Source organism: Chryseobacterium flavum (genome assembly GCF_003385595.1).
Lineage (GTDB): Bacteria > Bacteroidota > Bacteroidia > Flavobacteriales > Weeksellaceae > Chryseobacterium > Chryseobacterium flavum.
In genome coordinates this window covers 162,113-187,503 of record NZ_QNUE01000004.1, presented here as the reverse complement: position 1 = coordinate 187,503, position 25,391 = coordinate 162,113, and the positions used below count along the sequence as shown (strand labels likewise).

At 35.3% G+C, this 25,391-nt stretch carries 24 protein-coding genes; 16 read left to right on the top strand and 8 right to left on the bottom strand.

Going from position 1 to position 25,391, the window contains the following annotated elements:
* The first annotated feature begins 25 nt into the window (after positions 1–25).
* Together DRF59_RS06450 and DRF59_RS06445 are read left to right on the top strand one after the other, a co-directional pair.
* The gene (locus tag DRF59_RS06450; protein WP_115957937.1) at positions 26–1,594 is read left to right on the top strand and encodes a type I restriction-modification system subunit M; all 1,569 of its coding nucleotides are present in this window, start codon (positions 26–28) and stop codon (positions 1,592–1,594) included.
* Positions 1,595–1,649: 55 nt separating this feature from the next.
* A complete protein-coding gene (locus DRF59_RS06445; RefSeq protein WP_167456652.1) occupies positions 1,650–2,942 on the top strand; it encodes a restriction endonuclease subunit S in 1,293 nt (430 codons plus the stop codon).
* A gap of 60 nt (positions 2,943–3,002) precedes the next feature.
* Here the strand turns inward: DRF59_RS06445 and DRF59_RS06440 are convergent, their stop codons facing one another.
* Positions 3,003–4,196: a restriction endonuclease subunit S gene (locus DRF59_RS06440; RefSeq protein WP_262510605.1), complete on the bottom strand. Its 1,194-nt coding sequence runs from the start codon at positions 4,194–4,196 to the stop codon at positions 3,003–3,005.
* Positions 4,197–4,294: 98 nt separating this feature from the next.
* Here DRF59_RS06440 and DRF59_RS06435 point away from each other — a divergent pair, with 98 nt between their 5' ends.
* The 3 genes from DRF59_RS06435 to DRF59_RS06425 all read left to right on the top strand — a co-directional run bounded on the left by DRF59_RS06435 (position 4,295) and on the right by DRF59_RS06425 (position 8,831).
* Positions 4,295–5,221: a tyrosine-type recombinase/integrase gene (locus DRF59_RS06435; protein WP_115957931.1), complete on the top strand. Its 927-nt coding sequence runs from the start codon at positions 4,295–4,297 to the stop codon at positions 5,219–5,221.
* Positions 5,222–5,512: 291 nt separating this feature from the next.
* Complete coding sequence (locus DRF59_RS06430; RefSeq protein WP_241505487.1) at positions 5,513–5,944, top strand: hypothetical protein; 432 nt, start codon at positions 5,513–5,515, stop codon at positions 5,942–5,944.
* Positions 5,945–5,966: 22 nt separating this feature from the next.
* Positions 5,967–8,831, top strand: a complete 2,865-nt coding sequence (locus DRF59_RS06425; RefSeq protein WP_115957929.1) for a type I restriction endonuclease subunit R — start codon at positions 5,967–5,969, stop codon at positions 8,829–8,831.
* Positions 8,832–8,881: 50 nt separating this feature from the next.
* On the opposite strand, the gene DRF59_RS06420 is transcribed toward DRF59_RS06425, so the two are convergent.
* Positions 8,882–9,292 (bottom strand): helix-turn-helix domain-containing protein, encoded by a 411-nt coding sequence (locus tag DRF59_RS06420; protein ID WP_115958195.1) that lies wholly within the window; start codon positions 9,290–9,292, stop codon positions 8,882–8,884.
* A 384-nt stretch (positions 9,293–9,676) separates the two neighbouring features.
* Here DRF59_RS06420 and DRF59_RS06415 point away from each other — a divergent pair, with 384 nt between their 5' ends.
* Positions 9,677–10,525: a GIY-YIG nuclease family protein gene (locus DRF59_RS06415; RefSeq protein WP_115957927.1), complete on the top strand. Its 849-nt coding sequence runs from the start codon at positions 9,677–9,679 to the stop codon at positions 10,523–10,525.
* 1 nt (position 10,526) lies between these two features.
* Here DRF59_RS06415 and DRF59_RS20650 read toward each other — a convergent pair whose 3' ends face one another.
* A complete protein-coding gene (locus DRF59_RS20650) occupies positions 10,527–10,712 on the bottom strand; it encodes a hypothetical protein (RefSeq protein WP_123873655.1) in 186 nt (61 codons plus the stop codon).
* A 127-nt stretch (positions 10,713–10,839) separates the two neighbouring features.
* Between DRF59_RS20650 and DRF59_RS06410 the strand changes: the two genes are divergently transcribed.
* The 5 genes from DRF59_RS06410 (at position 10,840) to DRF59_RS06390 (ending at position 15,068) form a co-directional block, all read left to right on the top strand.
* On the top strand, positions 10,840–11,160 hold the full coding sequence (locus DRF59_RS06410; RefSeq protein WP_115957925.1) for a GIY-YIG nuclease family protein: 321 nt from the start codon (positions 10,840–10,842) through the stop codon (positions 11,158–11,160).
* 461 nt (positions 11,161–11,621) lie between these two features.
* A complete protein-coding gene (locus DRF59_RS06405; RefSeq protein ID WP_115957923.1) occupies positions 11,622–12,761 on the top strand; it encodes a 1-acyl-sn-glycerol-3-phosphate acyltransferase in 1,140 nt (379 codons plus the stop codon).
* 120 nt (positions 12,762–12,881) lie between these two features.
* Positions 12,882–13,427 carry a membrane lipoprotein lipid attachment site-containing protein gene (locus DRF59_RS06400; RefSeq protein ID WP_115957921.1) on the top strand — a complete coding sequence of 182 codons (546 nt, stop codon included), beginning with the start codon at positions 12,882–12,884 and terminating at the stop codon, positions 13,425–13,427.
* 101 nt (positions 13,428–13,528) lie between these two features.
* On the top strand, positions 13,529–14,146 hold the full coding sequence (locus DRF59_RS06395) for a Crp/Fnr family transcriptional regulator (protein ID WP_123873654.1): 618 nt from the start codon (positions 13,529–13,531) through the stop codon (positions 14,144–14,146).
* Between the two features lie 31 nt (positions 14,147–14,177).
* Positions 14,178–15,068, top strand: coding sequence for a cyclase family protein (locus tag DRF59_RS06390; RefSeq protein WP_115957918.1), 891 nt, complete (start codon positions 14,178–14,180; stop codon positions 15,066–15,068).
* A gap of 21 nt (positions 15,069–15,089) precedes the next feature.
* Here DRF59_RS06390 and DRF59_RS06385 read toward each other — a convergent pair whose 3' ends face one another.
* The 3 genes from DRF59_RS06385 to DRF59_RS06375 all read right to left on the bottom strand — a co-directional run bounded on the left by DRF59_RS06385 (position 15,090) and on the right by DRF59_RS06375 (position 17,744).
* Positions 15,090–15,515 carry a DUF3592 domain-containing protein gene (locus DRF59_RS06385; protein ID WP_241505486.1) on the bottom strand — a complete coding sequence of 142 codons (426 nt, stop codon included), beginning with the start codon at positions 15,513–15,515 and terminating at the stop codon, positions 15,090–15,092.
* Between the two features lie 87 nt (positions 15,516–15,602).
* Entirely contained in the window at positions 15,603–17,087 is a 1,485-nt protein-coding gene (locus DRF59_RS06380) for a serine hydrolase (RefSeq protein ID WP_115957914.1), read from the bottom strand.
* A gap of 87 nt (positions 17,088–17,174) precedes the next feature.
* Positions 17,175–17,744, bottom strand: coding sequence for a helix-turn-helix domain-containing protein (locus DRF59_RS06375; protein ID WP_115957912.1), 570 nt, complete (start codon positions 17,742–17,744; stop codon positions 17,175–17,177).
* A gap of 178 nt (positions 17,745–17,922) precedes the next feature.
* On the opposite strand from DRF59_RS06375, the gene DRF59_RS06370 reads away from it, so the two are divergent.
* The 5 genes from DRF59_RS06370 to DRF59_RS06350 all read left to right on the top strand — a co-directional run bounded on the left by DRF59_RS06370 (position 17,923) and on the right by DRF59_RS06350 (position 22,363).
* On the top strand, positions 17,923–18,810 hold the full coding sequence (locus DRF59_RS06370; RefSeq protein WP_115957910.1) for a CPBP family intramembrane glutamic endopeptidase: 888 nt from the start codon (positions 17,923–17,925) through the stop codon (positions 18,808–18,810).
* Positions 18,811–19,165: 355 nt separating this feature from the next.
* Positions 19,166–19,837 carry a hypothetical protein gene (locus tag DRF59_RS06365; RefSeq protein WP_115957908.1) on the top strand — a complete coding sequence of 224 codons (672 nt, stop codon included), beginning with the start codon at positions 19,166–19,168 and terminating at the stop codon, positions 19,835–19,837.
* 146 nt (positions 19,838–19,983) lie between these two features.
* Positions 19,984–20,619, top strand: coding sequence for a LysE family translocator (locus DRF59_RS06360; protein ID WP_115957906.1), 636 nt, complete (start codon positions 19,984–19,986; stop codon positions 20,617–20,619).
* 67 nt (positions 20,620–20,686) lie between these two features.
* Positions 20,687–21,559 (top strand): helix-turn-helix domain-containing protein, encoded by an 873-nt coding sequence (locus DRF59_RS06355; RefSeq protein ID WP_115957904.1) that lies wholly within the window; start codon positions 20,687–20,689, stop codon positions 21,557–21,559.
* An 81-nt stretch (positions 21,560–21,640) separates the two neighbouring features.
* Positions 21,641–22,363, top strand: a complete 723-nt coding sequence (locus DRF59_RS06350; protein ID WP_115957902.1) for an SIP domain-containing protein — start codon at positions 21,641–21,643, stop codon at positions 22,361–22,363.
* 455 nt (positions 22,364–22,818) lie between these two features.
* Here DRF59_RS06350 and DRF59_RS06340 read toward each other — a convergent pair whose 3' ends face one another.
* Positions 22,819–24,588: an aminopeptidase P family protein gene (locus DRF59_RS06340; protein ID WP_115957900.1), complete on the bottom strand. Its 1,770-nt coding sequence runs from the start codon at positions 24,586–24,588 to the stop codon at positions 22,819–22,821.
* Positions 24,589–24,783: 195 nt separating this feature from the next.
* Positions 24,784–25,344: an RNA polymerase sigma factor gene (locus tag DRF59_RS06335; protein WP_115957898.1), complete on the bottom strand. Its 561-nt coding sequence runs from the start codon at positions 25,342–25,344 to the stop codon at positions 24,784–24,786.
* Positions 25,345–25,391: the final 47 nt, after the last annotated feature.

The window sequence follows — 25,391 nt, the reverse complement described above, 5'->3', positions numbered from 1 at the left end:
TTTAAAGTTTTTAATTAAGGATAAAATGTCAGAAGAACAGAAACGTCAGTTGCAGCAGCAACTTTGGAATATAGCTAATACTTTACGCGGTAAAATGGATGCTGATGAATTCAGAGATTATATTTTAGGATTTATCTTTTACAAGTATCTTTCTGAAAAAATTCATTTTACAGCAAGCAAAATTTTATTAGATTCTGGAGAAGATATTGATTACAATGATGTTGATGAAAATTCTGAATCTGGAAAGGAAATTGTTGAAGCTATTTATGAAGAAGTTGTTGAAGATCTGGGTTATTTTCTAAAACCTTCTGAACTTTTTAGTAATATTGCTAAAAAAGGATATCAAAAGCAGGAAGGAAAATCTAACTTCATCTTAGCTGAGCTTTCCAAAATCCTTAATAATATTGAGCAATCTACTCTTGGAACTAATAGTGAAGATGACTTTGAAGGATTGTTTGATGATTTGGATCTTACTTCTGCAAAATTAGGAAGAACAGAAGACGAAAAAAACACATTGATCTCAAAAGTCTTATACCATCTTGATGATATTGATTTCAATTTATCGGATACTAATGCTGACGTTTTAGGAGATGCTTATGAGTATTTAATTGCACAGTTTGCCAGCGGTGCCGGAAAAAAAGCAGGTGAGTTCTATACCCCTCAACAAGTTTCTACAATTTTAGCAAGAATTGTTACCAGTAGAAAATCACAATTAAAATCTGTTTATGATCCTACCTGTGGTAGTGGATCCTTACTTTTACGTGTTGCCCGTGAAGCAAAAGTAGGTGATTTTTACGGTCAGGAAATGAACCGTACGACCTACAACCTTGCAAGAATGAATATGATTCTTCATGGTGTTAATTACAGTAATTTTGATATCCGCCAAGAAGATACACTGGAAAAGCCTCAACATCTTGATAAAACGTTTGATGCTATTGTTGCCAACCCACCTTTCTCTGCTAAATGGAGCGCTAATGAGCTACATCTTTTAGATGAAAGATTTTCACAATATGGAAAATTAGCCCCATCTTCAAAAGCAGATTTCGCTTTTATACAACACATGATCCATCATTTGGATGAGAATGGAATTATGGCAGTTGTTATGCCTCATGGTGTTCTGTTCCGTGGTGCAGCGGAATTAGTTATCCGAAAATACCTTATTAAAGAAAAAAATTATTTAGATGCTGTTATTGGTTTACCTGCTAATATTTTCTTTGGTACCAGTATTCCTACTTGTATTTTAATCTTTAAGAAATGTCGTGAAGCTGATGAAGATATTCTTTTTGTAGATGCCAGTAAAGAATTTGAAAAACAGAAAAATCAGAATGTACTTCTCAATGAACATATTGACAAAATTGTTGACACCTATCAAAACCGTACGGTAATTGAAAAATTTAGTCATAAAGCTACTTTACAAGAGATTGCAGACAATGATTATAACTTGAATATTCCTCGTTATGTTGATACTTTTGAAGAAGAAGAGGAAATTGACATTCAGGCGGTAATGGCTGAAATTAAAGAACTTGAAGCCAAACGTTCTCAATTGGATACCGAAATTGAAGTCTATTTAAAAGAATTAGGCTTAGTAAGCTAATTTTTATTTTTTATTAAATCCTTAATGTTTATAGCTATAACAATAGATGACTGAGATGACAAAAGAAAATAAAAATGTGAAGAATTTTCCTAATTCGAGAAATGTACCTAAATTGAGGTTTTCTGAATTCAGTGATGAATGGGAAAATAAGAAACTTGGAGCCTTAATGACTTTCAAAGTAACTAATTCTTATTCAAGAGATAACCTCAATTATGAATCAGGAACCATAAAAAATATTCACTATGGAGATATTCATACAAAATTTCGAACCCTATTTGATTTAGAAAATGAAAATGTTCCTTATATAAATGAAGATATTTCTCTAAGTAGAATTTCAGAAGATTTTTATTGTCAAGAAGGAGATGTAATTTTTGCAGATGCTTCTGAAGATTTGAATGATGTTGGGAAAAGTATCGAGATTACAAATCTTAATGGAGAAAAATTACTTTCAGGCTTACATACCCTTTTAGCAAGACCACAAAAAAAATATTTTTCTAAGGGCTTTCTAGGATTTTTATTAAAATCTGATAATGTAAGAAATCAAATAAAAAGAGAAGCACAAGGCTCTAAGGTTTTAAGCATTAATGTAGGTAGAATCTCTAACATTCATTTATCATTTCCTTCATTTTCAGAACAACATAAGATTTCTGAATTTCTATCTCTTTTGGATGAACGTATCCAAACCCAAAAGAAAATAATTGAGAAATTAGAATCCTTAATTAATGGATGGCGAGAAAAACTATTTTCAAAAAAATCAAGATTCAAGGATGAAAAAGGAAATCATTTTTCAGATTGGAAGTTTAGCAAATTAGGAGAAGTATTAACAATTCAAGGAGGCTTTGCCTTTAAAAGTATCTTATTCAATAAAGGGACAACAAAAGTCTTGAGAATCGGAGATATAAGTAGAAACATTAACTTAGAAGAGTTTACTGGTGTCTTTACTTTAGAAATTCCTGATAAAAAGTATATGGTGAATAAAGGTGATTTTTTAATGGCTTTATCTGGTGCTACATTTGGTAAAGTTGGGAAAATAAGTTGTAATGGAGAAGCATATATAAATCAAAGGGTTGCTACTTTTAGAACTAATCAATGTTTGGAATTTTTCTATCAATTAGTGCAAACTGAAAATTTTGTTAGCTATATTAATTCAATTCCAACAGCAAGTGCACAACCAAATATTTCTAACAATGATATTGCAAAATATGAATCAATGATTCCATGTTTAGAAGAACAAAATAAAATTGCCAATTTTCTTTCTTCTATTCAAGAAAAAATAGATACAGAAAAACAAATTTTAGAAAAATTAGAACTTCAGAAGAAGTTTCTTTTGGCTAATTTGTTTGTTTGAAAAACAGAACCTTGTCAAGATTTAAAATCTTGACAAGGTTCTTCAGAAAATAAAACTCTACTAAACAAAAAGATTTTGCAATAAATATTTTTTTTGATTTTCGTATTGAGTTAATAACTCGATTTCAACGTTTACCTTCTCATCAAATTTTGATAAAAATTTAGCTATTTTAATTTGTTCTTTCAAATCTGGAAGATTAATTTTTATTCTTGAAAAGTTTTCATAGAATAAATAATCTCTTACACCTCCTTCTACATTTCTTAAAACCTCTTTTCTGAAAATATCAGTACGGAGATACTGAAACAAAAACTCATCATCGACTGTGTCTGTCGTTTTAAAACAAACGTACAAAGAGCTAATGATAATGTTTTCCAAATTTCCACTATAACCAATTGAACCAACATTGATTCTTGCGGGATTATAAGCAAAGGTTTCTTTCCCTATTATTTTGTATAATGAAATATCATAACCTCTTTCGTCACTATCAATTCCTTCAAACTGTTCTGACTGACTTACAAATCCCTTTTTATTGTTGATTGAATAAACTGGTAATTTAAGGTTTTCCTTATTTTTTTTATTGACGATATAGGTTAACTCTCCTAATTTTTGGAAATTTTCTTTTTTGGATTCTGATGAGTTAAATCCTTCTTTAAAAAGCTTAATAGATATTTCTTTTTTTGTTATTTGTAAATCCTCAATTATTTTCTTTTGGGTTTGGATACGAAAATTTAAAAGAGATAAAAAGCTTGATAATTTTTCTTGTTCTTCTAATTGTGGAAATTTTAAATTTAGTGATGCTAATTGGCTAGAATATAAATGAACAACTGAGATACCTTGCGAAAGTTTTGCAATTTCTAATTTCTTTTTACTATTCAAATAATATGATAGAAAAATACCATTATTTTTAGTTTTTATTATATTCAAATCTCCTCCTAATGCAATTCCTGATTTGATAACACAAGATGCAGTTGCAATATCAATTTGGGTCTCTCCCGAAGCAGGGATAATTACGTCATTAGTTTCACTTAAAACAAGAGAGGAAATATCTGTATTCGTTTTTGACTTTATTTCAGAAATTACTTCTTCATAAAAAGTATATAACTCTCCATATCTTATACATTCAGTTTCGCCATTATCAACTATTTCATTTTTAGAAATACCTTTCCCTTTAGAAAAAGTGGCAATTTCTCCCAACCTTTTAGATTCCCACTCCCCTTCAAACCCCGGAAATCGTAAATTAGGAAAGGCAAAGATTGATTAAAACCTGTGTTAAAGCTCAATAACTATAAATCCCCAATCTTAATTCATAACTTTTGAGATTAGTTAGAAAATCATTAAAAATCAAAAAATTTATGACAAGAAAGAAAACATTAGCAGAAATCGCTGAACTTTGGAAGAATGACAAAAAGTTGTATGTAAAAAAATCAACCTTTTCGGCTTATGTATTGTTGCTGGAAAATCATCTACTCCCTGTATTTAAGGACTATTCTGAGATTGAAGATGAAGATGTACAAAAGTTTGTATTTCAAAAACTGGAACAGGGACTAAGCCAGAAAAGTATTAAAGACATTCTCATTGTGCTGAAAATGGTATTGAAATTTGGAGCAAAAAATAAATGGATTGAGTTCATCAATTTTGATGTACAATACCCTACGGTTCGGGAAACGCATACAATAGAGGTATTGAGCAGAACACATCAGAAAAAAGTAATGAATTATATTCAGGAGCATTTTACCTTTAGAAATTTAGGTGTTTATATTTGTCTTTGCTCTGGAATGCGTATTGGTGAGATTTGTGCCTTGACTTGGGAAGATATTGATACAGACAATGGCATTATCAATATTCGAAAAACCATCCAAAGAATCTATGTTATTGAAGGAGGAGAACGTAGGACTGAACTTCTTATTGATACACCAAAAACAAAAAACTCAATCCGTGAGATTCCGATTAGTAGAGATCTTTTGAGAATGCTGAAACCTTTTAAGAAAATTGTTAATCCGGCGTTTTATGTTTTAACTAATGATTCGAGGCCAACAGAGCCAAGAACCTACCGAAGCTACTATAAAAATCTGATGCGATATCTGGAAATTCCGGATATTAAATTTCACGGATTACGACACAGTTTTGCAACAAGATGTATAGAAAGTAAATGTGATTATAAAACAGTTAGTGTTTTATTAGGCCATTCCAATATCAGTACTACACTAAATCTTTATGTCCATCCTAATCTGGAACAAAAGAAAAAAGCAATCGATCAGATGTTTAAAGCCCTTAAGTAATTTGTCAGCCTTGTCAAGGTTTAAAACCTTGACAAGGCTTCCTACCATCCCATCTCATTCCTTTATTTTATTGTTTTATTTCTTATATTTGAAAAAACAACATTTGATGGGTGACAATAGAATTACTTTTATAGAACCAGATAAATATTATCATATCTTTAACAGAGGAATAAATGGAGATGTAATTTTTAAATCGGATCACAATATTTCTTTCTTCAAAAAATATTTCAATTATTAGTCCCGGTCTGTGACCTCTATTCTTACTGTCTTCTTTCAAATCATTTTCATCTTTTGGTTAAAATAAAATCAGAAAAGGAGCTAAATTCATTCGCTAAGACTCGACTTTATAATGTTGCTAAAGCTGAAAAAGGGTTACATTCATTGCAAAACATCTTTTCCAAACAGTTTTCAAGAGTTTTTAATTCTTACTCACAAGCTTTTAATAAAGAAAATAACAGACATGGAGCTCTTATTGAATCTCCTTTCAGACGAAAAGAAATTATTTCTGAAGAGTACTTAAGAAATACCATAATTTATATTCACCAGAATCCTCAACTTCATTCAATAACTGATAATTTCAGACAATTCAAATACTCATCTTATCAAACTATTTTAAGTAATAAACCTACTTCTATAGCAAGAAATGAAGTAATAGAATTATTTGATAATGCAGAAAATTTCATAATTTGTCATCAGAAAATTAAAGATGAAATAACTTTTTAAGTTAAAAAAATTAATAACCACAATGTCAAGCCAACCAGAATATATTTTAGAACAGAAATTAGTTGAACAATTGCAGCAATTAGGCCACAAAAAAGTCAAAATCTGCAATGAAGCTGATCTAATTAAAAATCTAAAAACTCAACTCGAAATTCATAATAAAAAGACATTTTCTGATAAAGAGTTTGAAAAAATACTAAATCATCTTTCTAAAGGAAATGTTTTCGAGAAAGCAAAAATTCTTCGGGATAAATTTCACTTTACAAAGGATGACGGAAGTTCAGAATGGATTGAATTTATCAGTCAGGATCACTGGTGCCAGAATCAGTTTCAGGTAACCAATCAAATTGCTCAGGAAGGAAATTATAAGAATAGATATGATGTAACAATTCTAATTAACGGGTTGCCTTTGGTTCAAATTGAACTAAAACGACGTGGTCTCGAATTAAAAGAAGCTTTTAATCAAATCAACCGTTATCATCATCAATCCTTTAATTCTGGAAACGGACTGTTTAATTATGTTCAGTTATTCATTATCAGCAACGGAGTTAACACAAAATATTATTCCAATAACGCTAAGCAAACCTTTAAACAAACCTTCTATTGGTCAGATGATCAAAACAACAATATAACACAGCTGGATCATTTTGCACCAGCATTTTTAGAGCCTTGTCACATTGCTAAAATGATTACCAAGTATATTGTTTTAAATGAAACCAACAAGATACTAATGGTTCTAAGGCCTTACCAATATTATGCAGTGGAAAAAATTGTTGACCGGGTAAGAAATACGGACAAGAATGGTTTTATTTGGCATACTACAGGTTCAGGAAAAACATTAACTTCTTTTAAAGCTAGTCAGATTCTGAAAGAAATTCCGAAAGTGGAAAAAGTAGTATTTGTAGTGGACAGAAAAGATTTGGATTATCAGACACAAAAAGAATTTGATGCTTTTGAAAAAGGAAGCGTTGATGCTACTGAAAATACGGCTCATTTAGTGAAACAACTTTCTGACAACACCAAACTCATTGTTACAACCTTACAAAAACTCAATACTGCTATTACCAAAGAAAAACATGGTAACAAAATTGAAAAACTAAAAGACAAAAAAGTTGTTTTTATTTTTGATGAGTGTCACAGAAGTCAGTTTGGAGATACGCATCAGAATATCAAAAAGTACTTTAAGAATGCTCAAATGATTGGATTTACAGGAACTCCGATTTCTGAAGTTAATTCAATTGGGAAAATAGACGGAGCTCCGGCAACCACTAATAGACTATTCGAAGATTGTCTGCATAAATATGTAATTACAGATGCAATTCGGGATGATAATGTTTTAAAGTTTTCTGTAGAATATGTTGGTAGATATAAGGAAAAAGAAGGGAGTAACACTTACATTGATACTGATGTTGAAGCAATAGATACTCAGGAGCTTCTTGAAAGCCCGAAAAGACTTGAAAAAATTGCAGATTATCTCATTGCAGAATACGGAAGAAAAACGCATAGCAATACTTTCAATGCTATGTTTTGTGTAAGTAGTATTGATGTTTTGCAGAAGTATTATGACCTTTTCCAAAAGAAAAAAGAAGAAGGTAAACATCAATTGAAAATTGCAACAATTTTCAGCTATGGAACTAATGAAGAATCCAAAGATGCAAATGGAATCTATGAAGAACCTGATTTTGCAATGGTTGCAGAGCCGCAGGCTCAATATGGTGATTCTCATAGCAGAAACATATTGGAAAGATATATCGGTCATTATAATGAAATGTTTGATACAAATTTTTCTACAAAAGACTCCCAAACTTTTTACAATTATTATAATGATATCGCCAAAAGAGTTCGTAGCAAAGAGGTTGATTTAATTATTGTCGTTAATATGTTCTTAACGGGATTCGATAGCCCTCAACTAAATACTTTATTTGTTGATAAGAATTTAAAATATCATGGCTTAATCCAGGCATTTTCCCGAACCAATAGGCTTTTGGGTGATAAGAAATCGCAAGGAAATATAGTCTGCTTCCGTAATTTAAAATCAGCAACAGATGATGCCGTGACTTTATTTTCAAACAAAGAAGCTATTCAGGAAATCATTATTCAGCCCATTGAAAGTTACATTGAGCTTTTTAATTCTGCCTTAGGGACATTGAAGCTAGTTGCTCCAGAAATTGACAGTGTGAATGGTTATCAAACGGAACAGGAAAAATTTGAATTTATAACTTCTTTCCGTGAAGTAATGAGAGTTCTAAACATCTTAAAATCATTTGCTGATTTTAACTTTGATAAACTTGAAATGAATGAAAGTGAGTTTAATGATTATAAAAGCAAATACCTTGATTTATGGACTGAAATTAAAGGGAATCGTGAAGGTGGAGAAGGAAAAGTAAGTATTCTAGATGATGTCGATTTTGAACTGGAATTAATCCATCGTGATGAAATAAATGTCAGTTATATTCTTTCATTATTAGCTAATCTTACTGATTCAAATCTGAAAGGCGATAAACTGGAACAAAAGAAAAAAGAAATCAGAGATATCCTTTCCGGAGATGCTAAACTGAGAAGTAAAAAAGAGTTAATAGAAAAATTTATAGAAGAAAATTTACCCCATATTTCTGATGGGAATGATGTGAATGATGAATTTGAAAAATTTTGGAACAAAGAAAAAAATTCGGCATTTGACAAAATTGCTGATGAGGAATTTTTAAATAAAGATAGATTCAGATATGCCATTGATGATTTTCTTTTCACTTCCAAAACACCAAAAATTAGTGATACTTTAAAACTTCTTGAAGTAAAACCAAAACTTACAGAAAGAAATAATATAGGGAGAAGAATTATTCAAAAGGTTCAAAATTTTGTTGATGTTTTCATTGACGGAGTTAATGCCTAATAAATGAAAAAAGGTTCAGCAGCAGCTGAACCTTTTTATAATATCTTAAATTACCCCTTTTCAATCAACCTCTCCAGCCTCCCCATCATCTCATCCTTCTCCTTCAGCATCCTTTCATAAAGAGCAATTTTCTCATCATGCAACTGAACTATTTTTTCAATAGGATGAAAATTAATTGTTCCATAATTGAATGAGTTACTGAAAGCGTGTTCCCCAAACGTATTAGAAATAATATTCACCGCCTGCTCTTCATCAAAATTCTGAAACGCTTCCACCGGAATTTTCAATACTTCAGAAATTCTTTTCAGTAAAGGGTCTTCTATAATTTCTTTCTGTTCCAGAAGAGAAACTTTCTTCTGGTTCCAGTCGTCCCCAAGGTCAAGAGCCAATGCTTCCTGCTTGATGCCCAGCATTTCCCTGAATCGTTTTACATTGCGTCCCTGATGTATTTTGTGTTCCATATTCATCATCTATTATAAAGAGTTAAATATAAAAAAATATTTAGAAAAACGCTGCCTAAAAAAACAATATAATAAGCTCTGAAAGAAGCTCTACCCTACTATTTCATCATTTCATTCATTACACATTCTTTTTTTCTTAAAAAAACCATAAAGAACAAACCCTATTATCCTGTTTTCATTTTCTGATGAACACGACACTTTTAAAAGTGTTTGGAGTGACGTGTGATAATTGCGGGAAATATTTTTGAGTTTCTAAAAAAATACAATCAGAAAAGATTTGCAGGAAATTACGCTTTCCCATAAGCACAAACTGAAGATTTTTATTATTATTGCTATCTATAAATTAATACTCATGGCCTCCATGAATTAATCATTAAATTATTTATGAATATCTTCGGAAAAACAATACGTCTGTTCCTTGTAGATGGCACCCCAAACGGCCTTACTACTGCAGAACTTAGTAACTGGACAGGCATAGGTATAAAGGTCCCACGTATTAAAGTAAGAGAATACAACAACCGGCCAGAGTTCAGGAAACCTGGGGTATATATATTAATTGGTAAGGGTGACAATAATGAAGACGTTGCCTATATTGGTGAGGCAGAAGTAATTGCTGATCGTCTCGCTCATCATATTGCCAACAGAGATTTCTGGAATGAAGTCTTATTTTTTGGCAGTAAAGATCAGTATTTAAATAAAGCTGGTGTTAAATATTTAGAAAACCGTTTATACGAACTCGCTATAAATGCAGGGCGGTATTCTATTAATCAAAACATCCCTACCCGCCCAGAACTGTCTGAAGCAGAACAGGCAGAACTTGAAGAGTTTTTATCAAATATTAAAATACTGACAGCTACTCTGGGACATAAAATATTTGAATCACTGGATGAAACAATAGATCAGGACGAAACCAATCAGTTGATATTATTTTGTAAAAACGGAGCTGGTGCCTGCGGAAAAGGCAGTCCTTCCACTGAAGGTTTTATTGTCTATAAAGATTCTCTTTTGATGATGACCGAACAGCCATCACTATCTGATGGTATTGTATCTGAGAGAAGAAAAATGCTGTCTGAGGGAATAATAGAAATAGAAAATGGATTTTATAAATTGACAAAAGACTATATTTTTACTTCCTCCTCAAGAGCTGCTGCTGCTACATTAGCAAGATCAGCAAGCGGCCCCCTAGAATGGAAAACAGAAGAAGGAATTCAGCTAAAATATTTAGAAATATAAACTATAATGATAATGAAAGGACTTCTTTCATTTCGGGGAAGTGCTTTATACTTGTTTCAAACTTAATACAAACTTTTTCACCCAGGCTATCCACAACGTTTGTCATTCCGCAGGAATCCAGACAGCGAAAATTTTTCTGATAATAAAACAGTTTAGATTCCTGCGGGATGACAAGGTGGGCGTTCATAAGTATATATGGATATTTATTTGCACACAGTGAAAGCTTTTAATTGTAATAAGTAATGGCAAAATAAGTGTTTAGATTATTGCAACACCAGTAGGATATTTTCGTAACTTTTGCAAAACAAACACAAATGAATGAGTTTTCAAAAGGAAGCCATACTTACTATATCTATATCCTTACCAATAAAAACAGAAAAGTGCTTTATACTGGTATTACAGGGAACCTCCACATGAGATTGTATCAACACAAAACAAAGTTAAATCCCGGTAGTTTCACCGCAAGATACAATCTTGAATTTCTAATTTATTACGAAAAATATGATTGGATTCATCATGCTATTGAAAGAGAAAAGGAAATTAAAAACTGGTCAAGAATTAAGAAACTTGAACTTATAAGAAGGGCAAATCCTAACTTAGAATTTTTGAATTATTTATTTGAGAATTGGCTTTGATGTGGATATTCATATGAATGACAAAATTGTATATCGTCATAAAGTAGAAGTCCATCGGGAATGTTTTAATTCAGAGGGTAAAATAAGAGTTGAGATTCCTGCGGAATGACAAAGTGGACGCATAAATGTTGGTGTATAACCGCTTACTTGCTCCAGACTTAATGCAGACTTAATACCAATTACTCACTTAGACTATCCGCACAGTTTGTCATTCCGTAGGAATCCAAACACAGAAAGTTTTTCTTAATGCATGATGATAATAACAGGTTAGATTCCTGCGGAATGACAAGGTGAACGCATAAGTGTTGGTATATAAAGTGAACGCGCACATAGATCGCTTTGTTATAATACGTTTATTTCACCGAACTCCTAAGCCCTTCATAATACTTTAACAACCTTTATACTCCATCCCCAGATAAATTTTCGTTCTTTTGCAAAAAATTTAAATTTTAAATAACCGCATGTCGAAATTTGATGAAATCCGGTATTTCTATGATCATGAAGTGAATGAAGCACTGGGAAGTATTGCCCGGGATCCTATGATGAAAGCGCTGATGAACTTTACTTTTCCGGATACGGATGAGCAGGTTTGGCTGGAGCAGTTCAAAAATGTTCATTCCATTAGTGATTTCCAGCATCAGTTTGTGGCGTTTGCCGTTCGACAGATCCTTGCGAAAAGCTCTGATGGCTTAACAACTTCGGGCTTTGATAAACTGGATAAAAATACCCCTTACCTTTTCATCTCGAACCACAGGGATATTGTTCTGGATACTTCGCTGCTTAATCTGGTCTTGCTGGAAGGTGGTTATATTATGACCGCTTCGGCTATCGGAGATAATCTTGTCCGCAAGAAGTTTTTAAATGTACTTGCTAAGCTGAACCGGAACTTTTTGGTGCAAAGAGGCCTTCCTCTTCGTGAGCAGCTCACCAGTTCACAGACGATGTCCGAATATATCAGGGAACAGCTGTACAACGAAAAACGTTCCGTATGGATTGCCCAGCGTGAAGGCCGTACCAAAGACGGTAACGATTCTACCCAGCAAGGTGTTTTGAAAATGCTGGCCATGGCAGCCGGGGACTTGTCTTTGACAGATTATTTTAAAACCTTAAAAATTGTTCCGATCTCCATCTCCTATGAATATGATCCTACAGATTCCTTAAAGATGCCACAATTGCTGGCCCGGCACAGAGATGAGGAATATATCAAGGGGAAAAATGAAGATTTTACCAATATCCTGAGCGGAATTCTGGGACAAAAGAAACGTATTCACATTCATGCCGGCGACATTCTTGATACGGAACTGGATGAAATTGCTGTCACTATCGACAATAAAAACAAGCAACTTCAGGCAATTGCCCAGGTGATTGACCGTTCCATCATCAGTCATTATAAGCTCTGGCCTACCAAGTACATCGCTTATGATCTCCTTCACAATACCAATAAATACACCTCCGAATATACGGAGCAGGAAAAACAGTTATTTATCCGAAGACTGGAAATGCGCATAGATCCTTCCGATCCTGTTTCCAGGAAATATTTCCTGGCAATGTATGCCAATCCTTTGGTTAATAAACTGAAAGTTGACAATAACAGGCAGTAATAGCTTCGTAGTTATACAGATTTAAACAGAAACGGTAAATATTTTTTCATATCAGGAATCACTGGATGAATATTTTTTATCAAAAACCCTATCTTCGTAACAATAATAAAACCTGACAATATGAAAAAAATAATATTTCTGGCTTCAGCAGTACTGGTTTTGAATTCATGCGTAGTAAGAACAGCTACAAAAGTAGTATCCGGAGCTGTAAATTTGGGGTATAAAGCAGTAAAAGGAACCGTAAACGGAATCAGCTGGGCAGTAAGTAAAGCCAAAGGAAAAATTGATGAGGACCGTCTGGACGGAACCTGGAAAGTGGTAGGCGTTTACCGTGGCTCTTTCGAAGATTTCTCCAAAGACCAGAATCCGGAAGCTTCCTTTACTTCAGATTGTGTGGATAGCTATGACCAGATCATTTTCAAGGCTAAAAAATCCAAATTCAAGCCGGTTCACTGCAGTACACAAGATGAAGAATGGGTTAAATATTCTCTGGAATTTGGAAAAAATCCTTTAACAAAAGAAAAGGAAAACTATATTGAATACAATTCCAACAATTATATTTCGGTCATCGATGCCAATAACAAGACTATGGTCCTGGAAGGAAACCTGATGCCTAAACTGGCATTTTCAGGAGCCAAACTATATCTTCTGGAAAAAGTAAAATAAAGAGTTAACAGCCGGGGAAGTTTATATTCCCCGCTGTTTTTTATATCTCTGTTGAGTAACCTCAGCATTAATAAGGCACCAACTCTAAAATCATCAAAACCTTGACTGGCTTTAATCTCCATACTTTCTTTGAAGCGGCTCTGTATCCTCTATTTGACCTTACGAATACAGAAAAGGAGATGCTGTTATCTGGTACAAAGCTTCTGCATTTAAAAAGTGACAGTTTCCTGATCCGGGAAAATACTGTAGCAAATGACCTTTTCTTCCTGCATAAAGGGATGGTAAGAAGCTTCTATACAAAAGACCACCGGGAGATCAATACTGAGTTTTTCCCTGAAAATAATTTCCTGACCGCCCTGACAAGCTTTTTAACCGGTGAAAAAACAAACCTCAGCTTTCAATGTCTGGAAGAATCCGAGATGGTGGTCATCCCCAAAACACTGCTTGAGGCTCTGTTAATACAAGATCAGAAATGGCATATACTCTTCAATCAGATCCTCAGAAATGAGTTTATAAAAAAATGCAGGCGGGAAAGCTCTTTCCTTCTCCACGATTCCAATGAACGCTATCTGCATTTCCTGGAACAGTTTCCCCGTTCCGAAGAAAGAATTCCCCTTTTCCATATTGCTTCCTATCTGGGAATGAGCCCGGAAACCTTAAGCAGAATAAGAAGTAAAAAATTAAAGCAAATTGATTTAAGTCAAGTAAATAAGATTTGATTTTCTTCACTTTTGCCTTAAATATTCAATTATGGACAAAAGAGTAAAATTTGATTTTGAAGTATATTTTACCAATGGAGGAAGCCTCAAAGGAGAAGACTTCAGGCTTGATATTGCAGGAAATGATATTACAAATCAGGAGCTTGCAGACTATATCATCGAAGACCTGAGACTTCTGATGGCCGGCAAAGTAAATATCCTGAACAAAGAGATCTTCAGCGAACCCCACAAAAGAAAACCGGCTCATAAGCCCTCTTCTGAAGAACAGCTGATAGACCTCAGCCATACAATAGAAGAAGGACTCATTACCTATAAAGGTCTTCCTGCACCACACATTTGTGATTTCCTGAGCAGGGAAGACTCCAGACAGTTCTATGAAGAAGGCACAGAATTTCAGATTGGTAAAATTGAGATGGTTTCCAATACCGGAACGTATATTGACTGCCCCTTTCACAGGTTTGAAAACGGAAAAGACCTTGCAGATACCGGATTGGAGAAATTTGCTGAACTGGAAGCTGTGGTGGTCCGGATCCCTTTTCCTGAAACCCTGGAAATCACAGAGAAACACCTTAAAAACAAGGAGATCAGGAATAAAGCAGTACTCATTCATACAGGATGGGACCATCACTGGAATACGGAAACCTATTATGAAAATCATCCTTATTTAACAAAAAGTGCAGCCGAATTTCTCAAAGACTGCCAGGTAAAGCTGGTGGGTATTGATTCCCATAATATCGACTATACAGGAGGTAAAAACAGACCTGTACATACAATCCTTTTAGGAGCTGAAATACTCATTGTGGAACATCTCTGCAATCTGGACAAGCTTCCTGATGATCACTTTACTTTTACTGCAGCTCCTCCAAAATTTAAAGGAGTAGGCACTTTCCCGGTAAGGGCTTTTGCCTCCATAAAGGCTTAAATAATGAGGTCAAAGCTTATTTTATTTTAAAAACTGAGCTGCAATAAAATATCCGCTGCCAATAACCAGTAACGGCAGGGCAATAGACATCAGCACCAAAGGCCAGGCAAAGATCCTGAAATAAGTATATAAGCTTACAGAAGACGGATCATCCGGGTCATAGATAACAGTCTCCGTCTCCCCTACAGACCAGGCTGAAGGATTGGTGCCTTCCGGCAATTCATAAGTATATTCAATATTATTTTGAGTCCGGAAGGTAAAAACAGGCAGGTATACTTCCCCGTCAGAATTATCTACCCGCAATGAGGTAACGGTCGCCGTTGCCTTTTCTGCTTTCTTTAAAAAGGAAAGAGTGTTTCTGAAGCTCAGCAATGCTGCAACAAACAGAATCACTCCTGCTCCAAGGATAATATAATACTGCCACATAGCTTTCTTTTTTCTGTTCATAATATTGCATCTGAAAAATAAATTCTTCTATTTTATTTATTTTCAGATTGATACCTTAAATATACAAAGATTTTACTTGTATAACAGCTATCTGGTTTCTATCTCCACAATCTTTTTCCCCTGCTCTCCGAGATAGTGAACAACCAGTTTTTCATACACTTTGTACCCGTCATCAATATTGGTGAAAATGATAATTCCCTTACCGGAATCCGGCAATACTATAGCAATACATCTTGTCCCCTGATCTGCTCCGCTGTGGGATAATGCATATTCACCATTCCCCAGGTCATAAATTTCAAAGCCTATCCCGAAATATTTATTTTCTTTAACCTTTACCTGTTTTCTTATCATTTCCCTGAAAATTTCCGGCTTCAGCTTTTTTCCTTTCATAACACTGGCCATAAAATTTCCGTAATCTTCTATCGTGGTATGAAGATCATCAGCAGCATTAACCGTTATAATTTTTTCTATCGGATAGGCATTCCCTTTTTCATTATAGCCTGTTACAAATCTTGAATCGTCAGTATTCTGATCCCATATATAACTTGTATCATTCATTTTGAGAGGCTTAAAAATCAATTCCTTTGCAAGCTGTTCCAGCGATTTTCCCAACTTCTTTTCAAGCGCCTTCCGAAGGTATTCAAAACCTTCTCCCGAATATTGATATTTTGTACCGGGATCAAACTGAAAGTTCAGTTTTCTATCTGTATTCATCCATCTCCAGTTAGGGAAGCCGGTCTGATGGCTCAGGATCATTCTGGTAGTAAGTTTCGTATGTCTGGGATCACTGATAACATCAGGATCTGTCCAGTAATTATCTAAGGGTTCATCCAAATCCCACTTTCCGAGGCTTACCAGACGTAAAGTGACCATTGCTGTAACAGGCTTGGTGAGGGAGGCAACATTAAAACTTGCATTCTGCGGAACTGAAATTCCTTTCTTACTATCTCCGAAAACTTTGACCTGCTGTAGTTTTCCTCCTTCGATAATTCCTAATCCTAGGACAGGAATAGTATTTTCTTTCAGCCAGCTTTGCATCGACAGGTCGTTATCAAACATGGTATCATTATCAGTGGTTTGTTTCGGATGGTGGTTGAAACTCAGTGAATTCTTAAGTTTCCACTCAGTATTTTCCAGGACCCACAAATGGGTAAATTTCGCTTCCCCGACCAATTTATCAACCTGATTCCCAACCTTTTCATAAAACAGATGATCCCCATTCTGAATGGCGGCATATATTTTCCCATCTTTATACATGGGATAAATCTCAGTACTTTTCTCCACCAGAACCCTTTTTAATTGATAAGTTTCCGGAGATTTACATAACCCGTTTTTAAAATCAATTATAAATTTTTCTTTGTTCTCAAACCCGCCTTTATCGTGATAAAATTCAAAAGTATCACTGAGCAGGTTTTCCATCTGGGTAATGTTGCAGGTATTATAACCTGTTGAAAAAAACAGACTGTCTTTCGACATAATTGTTTTATAAAGAGGATCTGTTTTTTTTGTCTGGGCATGAATAATACTTATAAACAAAATACAAAAAAGGAGAAACGGTGAAGATTTTGTCATTATTATTTTTTTGACAAAGATTCAATTTCATTCCGTTGTTCAGGTAAAAATAAACCCGACAAAAACCCGACAAAGCCCTGACAGTCTCTATATCATACTGAAGTTCAGTCTAAAGTACAGTTTCTTATTACGGTCTATCTCAGCAGCATTGCGAAGGATAATAAACACATTTGAAAGTACAATCAGAATCATAAGAATCAGGGTAAATTGTTTTCCGAACTTTAAAAAAATCCCGAGCATAAAGGTAACCGGCGCCAATACCGTCCAGATCATCTGAACTGAGATAATCTGTCTTGCCAGACTGTTTTTCTGTTTCATAACAAACATCAGCATCAACGGAACAAAAATATTCAGCGGTGGCAAAAGTGTAAAAATGAGCGATGAAAGATTAATCATCTTAATATAAGAATAATTGACCGGCGTTTCCTTTTCTTCTATACCCGTTTCAATTTCATCCGTTTCATTAGTTATCTGTGGCTGATCCTTTAATTCAGATTCTTCTACTTCCAGAGTCTGCGCCAGGGCCCTCAGAGTGTGTCCTTTAGGTTCTGTTCCGGATTCTATCCGCTGAATGGTTCTTACAGAAATTTTTGATTTTTCTGATAATTCCTCCTGGGTCAGGTTTTTTTGTTCTCTTATGGTTTTCAGGCTGGACATTGTTTAAGATTTGTGGAAAAATTTTGCTGGGCTAATTTACAGTTTTCAGTTTTTAAAAACAGATGATTTTTTGAAGAGCGATACTGAATTTAGCATTTCATATAAGAAATAAGTGTATTTTTATTAAAAATAATCTTCTATTTTTCAACCATTTATAAACACCAACACCAATCAGTTTATGAAAAATACATCTAAATCAGAAATCAGGAAGAATATCGCCACTTATCTGGTACTCACCTTTCTTTTCTGCCTGCCTGTTTATTACATGTGCATCCGTACTGGAAAACTCGGTGGCGGGATTATATCATATGCAACCATCATCATGTGGTGTCCGGCTATTGCAGCCCTGTTAACCTGCCGCATCAGAAAGATCCCTGTTTCGTCGTTGGGCTGGAAGTGGGGACTCACCAAATACCAGTTACTTGCTTATCTCCTCCCGCTATCCTATGTCCTGATCCCTTATCTGGTTATTTGGACCAGTGGCGCAGGTGGTTTTTACAATCATGAATTTGTAGCAGAAATAGCTAAAGGAATGGGCTGGAACCTATCTGATGGGCTGACTATAGTGTTATACATTATCCTGATGAGCAGCTTTGGAATGGTACGTTCCATAGGCTCTGCGCTGGGAGAAGAAATAGGATGGCGGGGATTCCTTACACCGCAGCTGGCTAACATCAGTTCCTATACAGCAACCTCTCTGTGGATGGGAGTTATCTGGTCATTGTACCATTATCCCCTCCTGCTGTTTTCAAATTACAATACGGGAGGACCAAAATGGCTGGCCCTCACCTGTTTTACGGTGATGATATTTGCCTGCTGTTTTATTTTTACCTGGCTGCGAATGAAATCAGGAAGTCTGTGGACTGCTGCTATTTTGCATGCCAGCCATAATTTATTTATCCAGTCTATTTTTACCCCTCTTACCGTAGATACAGGTCATACAAATTATTTTATCGATGAATTTGGTATTGCCCTGCCCATTGCTGCTGTAATTGTGGCCTGGTTTTTCTGGCGGAAACGGGGAGAATTACCTGATCCGAATGATGAAAATAAAGCATTTTCCTAAAAGGGTGACAGGCTACAATCTGTATTCATAATATTTATTTAACAGCAATAACCAACTTATGACCGGCTGAAATCAACTCTTCTGCCAGCCATTTCATTTGCTGTACATTCTCATATTTCAACATCAGCATTACTCAGGGTGTGTTATTTTTAAAATATTTCATATATTAGGGAAAAATATTAACTATAAATACAAAACAAACGAATTAAATAAATAAAACAACATTGGAATTATTGAAATAATTCAATACTCATCAATCAAAAAACATATAAACTGTAAGATATACAGAACCGGATATTGGCCACCTCCGAAGCTATTATCTTATCATTTAATAATAACCAAAAACAATCAGAAAATGAGAAAACTTATCTTATTATGCAGTATTGCATTTTTCTTTTCATGTTCAAACGAGAATGAATATCATGAACAGTTAAATTCAGCTGATCAGATTACAGTAAACAAAAATGAAACGGGAAGAGGAATCGACAGTGATTTTGACAATTCATTTTACAATCATGAAAATTCACCGACTTTCATAGAATTCAATACAAAAACAAAAGCGTTTGTTTCTAAAATGAAATTCAATGGAAATATTGAAACCATCAAAACAAAAGATGCCATGCTTTCATGGATTTCTGCCCATTTATCAGCTACTGATTTTTCAAGCATGAACGAAGCTACCCAGCAATGGGCACAGGTCGAAAATCTTTGCCGGATCAATATGAACACCCATATGGCATTTTTTGAAAAAATACCTGCTAACAGGTTAAGATTTGCAGAACTTGTACTCTATGAAAGTGTAAAGGATATTATCACGAACAATACAACATGTAAAGATGAATTAAATGCATGCAACTCAGATTCAGTAGATGAATACACCGGAGCGATGCAGGGGGCACTGGAGGATTATTTTTCGGGTTCAGCTTCCAGTACTACGACCAATAACCGTATGGCAAATGCCCGGGTGATCTATCAGATTAATTTAAATTTATGTATGGATCAGTATGAAAATTGCCTGCTAAGGTAATAATGCATTTGATGATAACCATACACGGACAGCTCTTTTCATCATATAAGAAGCTGTCCGTATTTTTTTAATCCGTTTTTAAAAGTCGTAAGAAATTTATCAGTCAGTTTTTGTAAACTTGCATTTACAAAGTTAATAACGCCCCCATGATTCCATTCCATGAACTCTTCTTCTTTGTTCTTGCTGCATTCGTACTCGTAATCAGCCCGGGACCCAACATGATTTATCTGATTTCAAAATCGATCACTCAGGGAAAAAAAGCAGGCTTAATTTCTTTAACCGGAGTAGCCTGCGGATTTCTGTTTCATATCATTATGGTTTCATTTGGCCTTACCGCTGTATTGTTAGCCGTTCCCTTTGCCTATACGGTTCTTAAGACAGCAGGAACACTCTATTTACTGTATCTCGCATATCAGGCCGTAAGACCTGGCCGTAAAAATATTTTTGAGGTAACTGAAAATCAAACATACGACAGTCCCAAAAGGCTCTTTATGATTGGCTTTTTAACCAATGTACTTAATCCGAAAGTAGCAGTATTCTACCTCTCCTTTTTTCCACAGTTTATTAAACCCGGATACGGTTCGGTGCTGTTCCAGAGTTTTGAACTTGGGATTATACAGGTGCTGATAAGCTTCAGTGTAAACTTTTTAATTGTACTGACCGCTGCAAAGGCTGCTGTTTTCTTCTCACAAAATCCTGTCTGGATAAAAGTACAGAAATGGTTTATGGCCGGTATCCTGACCTTTTTAGCCATAAAAATAGCCTTCTCCAAAGCCAGATAAATATTGTTATTTATTTTATCAAAAATCGTAAGGATATATTGTAGTTTTGTACATACAGTTTCCAGGCATGAAACATACAATTCCCACTTATGATCTCAATGGTATTTCCCGGCATGGTATTCTTGTTGAGAAGATTGAGCACCGCCTTAGAAGTTCCGATGAAGCACTTATGGATAAAGGAATACACCGGGACAGTCATTACATTTTCACCTCTATGGAAAGTGGGTATGTAAAAATGATGGTTGATTTTAAAATTATCGAATCCCGACAGCCCTCAATTTTCTGTGTATTACCGGGCCAGGTACATCAGGGGCTCGTCATGGAAAGAGTTAACGGATGGTTTATAGCAGTAAAGGCAGATCTGCTTCCGGATGCCGTTCGTACTGTTTTTGAAGAATCCCTGGAAAAAATCCGCCCAATACCCCTTGACGAGAATTGGATACACAGGATCAGTACTTCAGCCAAAATCCTTCATTCTTCTTATTCTGATGAAGTACTCTTGTCTAAAGAAGGCTACCTGGTTGTTCAGTCGTTACTGAATGCTTTTACCGGGATGTTTGCCTATATTTACTCAAAGGAGATCCATTCCGGTGAACCTGTTGAAAACCGTGCCCTGCAACTCACAAGGGCCTTCAGAAGCATGGTCAGAAAGGAGTTCAAAACCATGAAAAGTCCATCTGAATATGCAGAACGTTTAAATATTTCAAGGGGGTACCTCACGGAAGCAGTAAGGGAAATAACCGGAAAACCTGCACAATACTGGATTCATCAGGAAGTCTTAACCGAAGCAAAACGCCTGCTGGTATTTACTCACCTTACCGTAAAAGAAATTGCTTACAAACTGGGATACAGTGATCATACATATTTCAGCCGCTTATTTTCAAAATCAGAAGACCAGTCCCCTTCAGAATTCCGGAACAAAAACAGAAACCCTTTATAAACCACGAATAGTCCAACAAATTCCCTGAAAAGGCTATCGTTCCATATCTTTTTTGAAGCGTCCTTTGCAATAAAAAAAGTCATGCCTAGTTTACCAAAATGGATCAATGATACGGTAGAAAATGTCTGGTCCTCAAAATTCAAAGACTGCATGGTAGTCGATATAAAAAAAATAACCGATGAATTGCGCTGTATACGCTTTGCCGCCAATCTGCAGGATGTGCCTTATGAGCCTGCTTATGCAATAGGAATCCGGGTCAGCGACAGAGACTTCAGAAACTACTCCCCCTTTTGTTTTAACCGGGAAGCCGGTACCTTTGATGTGATTTTCCATACCCATGATAAGAGTGCAGCAGGAAGTCATTTTGTAAGCTGTTTAGCCACGGGAAGCCCGGTAAAAATGTTAATGCCAAGAGGAAAGCGGTTTTTTGAACCTGAAGCGAGAATCCATTTTTCCATTGGTGACGAGACCTCACTTGGGAGCTCTATTTCCATTAAAGACGCAGCAGAAGAAGCAAACCGTACCTTCATATGTCTTCACGAACTGGAAGAGCCCTCTGCTCTTGAGATCCTGAATTTATATGGCTATCACAGTCCGAAAAAAAATATAATACGTATTATGGAATCCCTGACTGATTTTCTGAATGAAGAGAAACAAAGCATATACAATAATGAAGTGGTTTTCTATCTGACCGGAAATGGCAACACCATGTCTGTGATCAGAAAGTTTCTTAAAGCCAAAGGTGTCTCTCCGAAATGCATCAGGTCGCAAGCCTATTGGATTGAAGGAAAGAAAGGACTGTAACTATTTTTTTAATTGTGTTTATACTCACTTTATCTGGCATTGGAATTTCAATAGCCGGATAAAGTTAGGGTATCCATCTCTGTTTCTTGCCCATTTCTTTCACTTTCTTCAGCCACTGAACCTTTGTTCACTGCCTGAATTCCTGATTATACCAATATAAGTCACTTTAACCGGCTTTATTCCACAGAATTCCGATAAAGCATATTGCATATTAAACAAAAAATCATCCCAGGACAGGATGATTTACCGTTTTGAAAATTGATTGAGTTATGTATATGAAGATATGATGTTTACGGGTACAAATATAGTGAAGCCTTTTAGCCTGTGCTTCAGGGGAAACCCTGAACTTTTATCCGTAAAAATACGGTTGCATAAAAGAAAAGCCCTGTAAGAGATGCTTACAGGACTTTAGTTTATCTAACAATTATTCGGTTTAATACTTAATTACTTTATAATTAAAGCGGGCTTACCAATTGTAAGAACCATTCTTTAACCTCACCTTCCAGGTGGGGAGCAAGTTTTTCTTCACAGGTTTTATGATAACGGTTTAACCATTCAATTTCATTTTCCGAAAGAATTTCTTTGACGATTGTATCTTTAAAGAACGGACAGAACGTTAGTGTTTCAAATTCATAGAATGTTCCATGAATTGTTTTTTCTGCTTCTTTTACTGCAATAAGGTTTTCATGACGGATTCCGTATTCTCCTTCAAGATAGTATCCAGGTTCATTTGAACAAACCATTCCGGGAAGAAGATCCTGAGGATTCATATCTTTTCTGATACTTTGAGGTCCTTCATGAACATTCATAAAGCTTCCTACACCATGCCCGGTTCCGTGATTGAAATCTTTACCTTCCATCCAAAGCGGAAGTCTTGCTATAGCATCAAGATGTACCCCTTTGGTTCCTTTAGGGAATTTTACCATTGATAAACGGATCATACCCTGCAATACCAGAGTTGAATTTCTTTTGAATTCTTCAGAAACATTTCCCAGTGCAAAAGTCCTTGTAATATCTGTAGTTCCCTCCAGATACTGTCCTCCTGAATCAACCAGGATACTTGCATCATTAGTGACTTCTTTGCTTCCTTCCTTTTTCGCAGAATAATGCATTATCGCCCCGTTATCTTTATATCCTACTATGGAACCAAAGCTTTCTCCTACAAAATTCTCACCTTCTGCACGGAAGCCTCGCAGCTTTTCACCAATGGAATACTCATTCATAGCTTCTTTTCCTGCATTGTAGGTCAGCCAGTATAAGAATTTTACCATGGCAACACCATCCCTTACCATTACTTTTCTGAAGCCTTCCAGTTCAGCTTCATTTTTCTGGGCTTTCATCAGATTTCCCGGAACAGGAGCCTTGATAAACCCATTTTCTGTTTTTAATGTTTCAAAAATCTGTTGATTACTATTAGGTGAAACCAATACTTTTTCATTTTTGAACGCTTTCAGATAATTATAGAATTCTTCGTAAGGCATCATTTTCACGAAAGCATCATCCATTTGTTTTCTTGCTTCTACATTCAGCTTTTCCAGATCGGTGAACAGTACAGCATCATTTTTTGTAATCACAATATATCCCAGGAATACGGGATTACTTTGCACATCACTTCCTCTAAGGTTTAAAGTCCAGGCTACATCATCCAGACTTGAAATGATATGAACTGTAGCCCCCTGTTCTTCCATCTTCTGACGGATCGCGGAAAGTTTATCTGTTACGGATTTACCGGCTCTTTCTACAGGATGTACATAAATCGGATTTTTTGAAGGAGTTCCTCTCTCTTTCCAGACTTCTTTTAAAAGAGGAAGATCGGCCAGTGTAATATTCTTTGCATCAAATTTTTGAGAAAGCAGCTCCCAGTTGGTATTGGAAGCAGCTAATGCATTTACAGCAACTTTACCGCCGGCAGGAATTTCAGAAATGATCCAGTCAATATAATTAGGAGTTCCTTCCATTCCATCTTTGAAAAGGTCAATTCCTGAACCTTCCAGTTCAATCGCAGCCTGTGTAAAATACCTTCCGTCTGTCCAAAGCCCGGCTTTATCTTTAGTAACTACCACAAAACCGGCAGAACCTAAAAATCCTGACAGCCATGCTCTCTCCTGCCATTCTTCAGGAAGGTACTCACTCATATGCGGATCTGCAGAATATACGATAAATGCATCAACATTATTTTTCTGCATTTCTTCACGAAGTGCAGCAACTTTTTCCTTTGAAGTCATTCTTTTTCATTTTTAAACACCGGAAAGTTACGAAAAATTTGAAGCCTAAAGGCCAAAATTTCTTCTATTTTGCTCAATTTCTCTGCCCTATGATACAAGAACTGGATGCAACATAAATCCCCCGTTCCGGCTTCAGAATAGGTGGTTCATACAATTTATCGGTTTATATTTTATAATTGAAAGGAATTCAGGAATTTAATGATCATCAAATTCATTATTTTTAAGCAGTTCAGCCAGCACTTTCTTGGCCCTCATTACCCTTACTTTAGTATTGGCAACTGAAATCCCCAGCTCTTCTGCAATTTCTTTAATACTTTTTTCCTCAAAGAATCTCAGCTTGATAATATCCTGATAATTGGCATCCAGAGATTCTATGGTTTTAATGATTTTCTTTTGTTCTTCAGCAGAAATCATAAGTTCTTCCGGAGATTTTGCATATTGGTTTTTCACCTCACCAAGGTTCTCAATAGAATCTTCATTTTCACGGCTTTTCTTTCTCCAGAAATCAATAACAGTATTCTGAGCAATGGTAAGAACCCAGGTTTTAAACTGGAAATGAGGATCAAACATATCCAGTTTAGACAATACTTTGGAAAAAACATTTACAGTAATCTCATCGGCATCATTTTCATCTCTTACTTTTTTCATCACAAAGGAAAAAACATCCACCCAGAAAACATTAATGAGTTTGGTCTGGGCCTTCTGGTCCTTGTCTTTGGCTCTCTGGATGAGCAGAAATAGCTGTTCGTCATTCATTATTAACAAATATAACGCATTTGACCCAAAATGACAAAGGAAGAAAA

What these genes read in the sequence shown, in the direction of transcription:
- DRF59_RS06450 (WP_115957937.1), top strand. Translation starts at nt 26, where the DNA reads ATGTCAGAAGAACAGAAACGTCAGTTGCAGCAGCAACTTTGGAATATA.
- DRF59_RS06445 (WP_167456652.1), top strand. Translation starts at nt 1,650, where the DNA reads ATGACAAAAGAAAATAAAAATGTGAAGAATTTTCCTAATTCGAGAAAT.
- DRF59_RS06435 (WP_115957931.1), top strand. Translation starts at nt 4,295, where the DNA reads ATGACAAGAAAGAAAACATTAGCAGAAATCGCTGAACTTTGGAAGAAT.
- DRF59_RS06425 (WP_115957929.1), top strand. Translation starts at nt 5,967, where the DNA reads ATGTCAAGCCAACCAGAATATATTTTAGAACAGAAATTAGTTGAACAA.
- DRF59_RS06420 (WP_115958195.1), bottom strand. Translation starts at nt 9,292, where the DNA reads ATGGAACACAAAATACATCAGGGACGCAATGTAAAACGATTCAGGGAA.
- DRF59_RS06415 (WP_115957927.1), top strand. Translation starts at nt 9,677, where the DNA reads ATGAATATCTTCGGAAAAACAATACGTCTGTTCCTTGTAGATGGCACC.
- DRF59_RS20650 (WP_123873655.1), bottom strand. Translation starts at nt 10,712, where the DNA reads ATGAACGCCCACCTTGTCATCCCGCAGGAATCTAAACTGTTTTATTAT.
- DRF59_RS06410 (WP_115957925.1), top strand. Translation starts at nt 10,840, where the DNA reads ATGAATGAGTTTTCAAAAGGAAGCCATACTTACTATATCTATATCCTT.
- DRF59_RS06405 (WP_115957923.1), top strand. Translation starts at nt 11,622, where the DNA reads ATGTCGAAATTTGATGAAATCCGGTATTTCTATGATCATGAAGTGAAT.
- DRF59_RS06400 (WP_115957921.1), top strand. Translation starts at nt 12,882, where the DNA reads ATGAAAAAAATAATATTTCTGGCTTCAGCAGTACTGGTTTTGAATTCA.
- DRF59_RS06390 (WP_115957918.1), top strand. Translation starts at nt 14,178, where the DNA reads ATGGACAAAAGAGTAAAATTTGATTTTGAAGTATATTTTACCAATGGA.
- DRF59_RS06385 (WP_241505486.1), bottom strand. Translation starts at nt 15,515, where the DNA reads ATGAACAGAAAAAAGAAAGCTATGTGGCAGTATTATATTATCCTTGGA.
- DRF59_RS06380 (WP_115957914.1), bottom strand. Translation starts at nt 17,087, where the DNA reads ATGACAAAATCTTCACCGTTTCTCCTTTTTTGTATTTTGTTTATAAGT.
- DRF59_RS06375 (WP_115957912.1), bottom strand. Translation starts at nt 17,744, where the DNA reads ATGTCCAGCCTGAAAACCATAAGAGAACAAAAAAACCTGACCCAGGAG.
- DRF59_RS06370 (WP_115957910.1), top strand. Translation starts at nt 17,923, where the DNA reads ATGAAAAATACATCTAAATCAGAAATCAGGAAGAATATCGCCACTTAT.
- DRF59_RS06365 (WP_115957908.1), top strand. Translation starts at nt 19,166, where the DNA reads ATGAGAAAACTTATCTTATTATGCAGTATTGCATTTTTCTTTTCATGT.
- DRF59_RS06360 (WP_115957906.1), top strand. Translation starts at nt 19,984, where the DNA reads ATGATTCCATTCCATGAACTCTTCTTCTTTGTTCTTGCTGCATTCGTA.
- DRF59_RS06355 (WP_115957904.1), top strand. Translation starts at nt 20,687, where the DNA reads ATGAAACATACAATTCCCACTTATGATCTCAATGGTATTTCCCGGCAT.
- DRF59_RS06350 (WP_115957902.1), top strand. Translation starts at nt 21,641, where the DNA reads ATGCCTAGTTTACCAAAATGGATCAATGATACGGTAGAAAATGTCTGG.
- DRF59_RS06340 (WP_115957900.1), bottom strand. Translation starts at nt 24,588, where the DNA reads ATGACTTCAAAGGAAAAAGTTGCTGCACTTCGTGAAGAAATGCAGAAA.
- DRF59_RS06335 (WP_115957898.1), bottom strand. Translation starts at nt 25,344, where the DNA reads ATGAATGACGAACAGCTATTTCTGCTCATCCAGAGAGCCAAAGACAAG.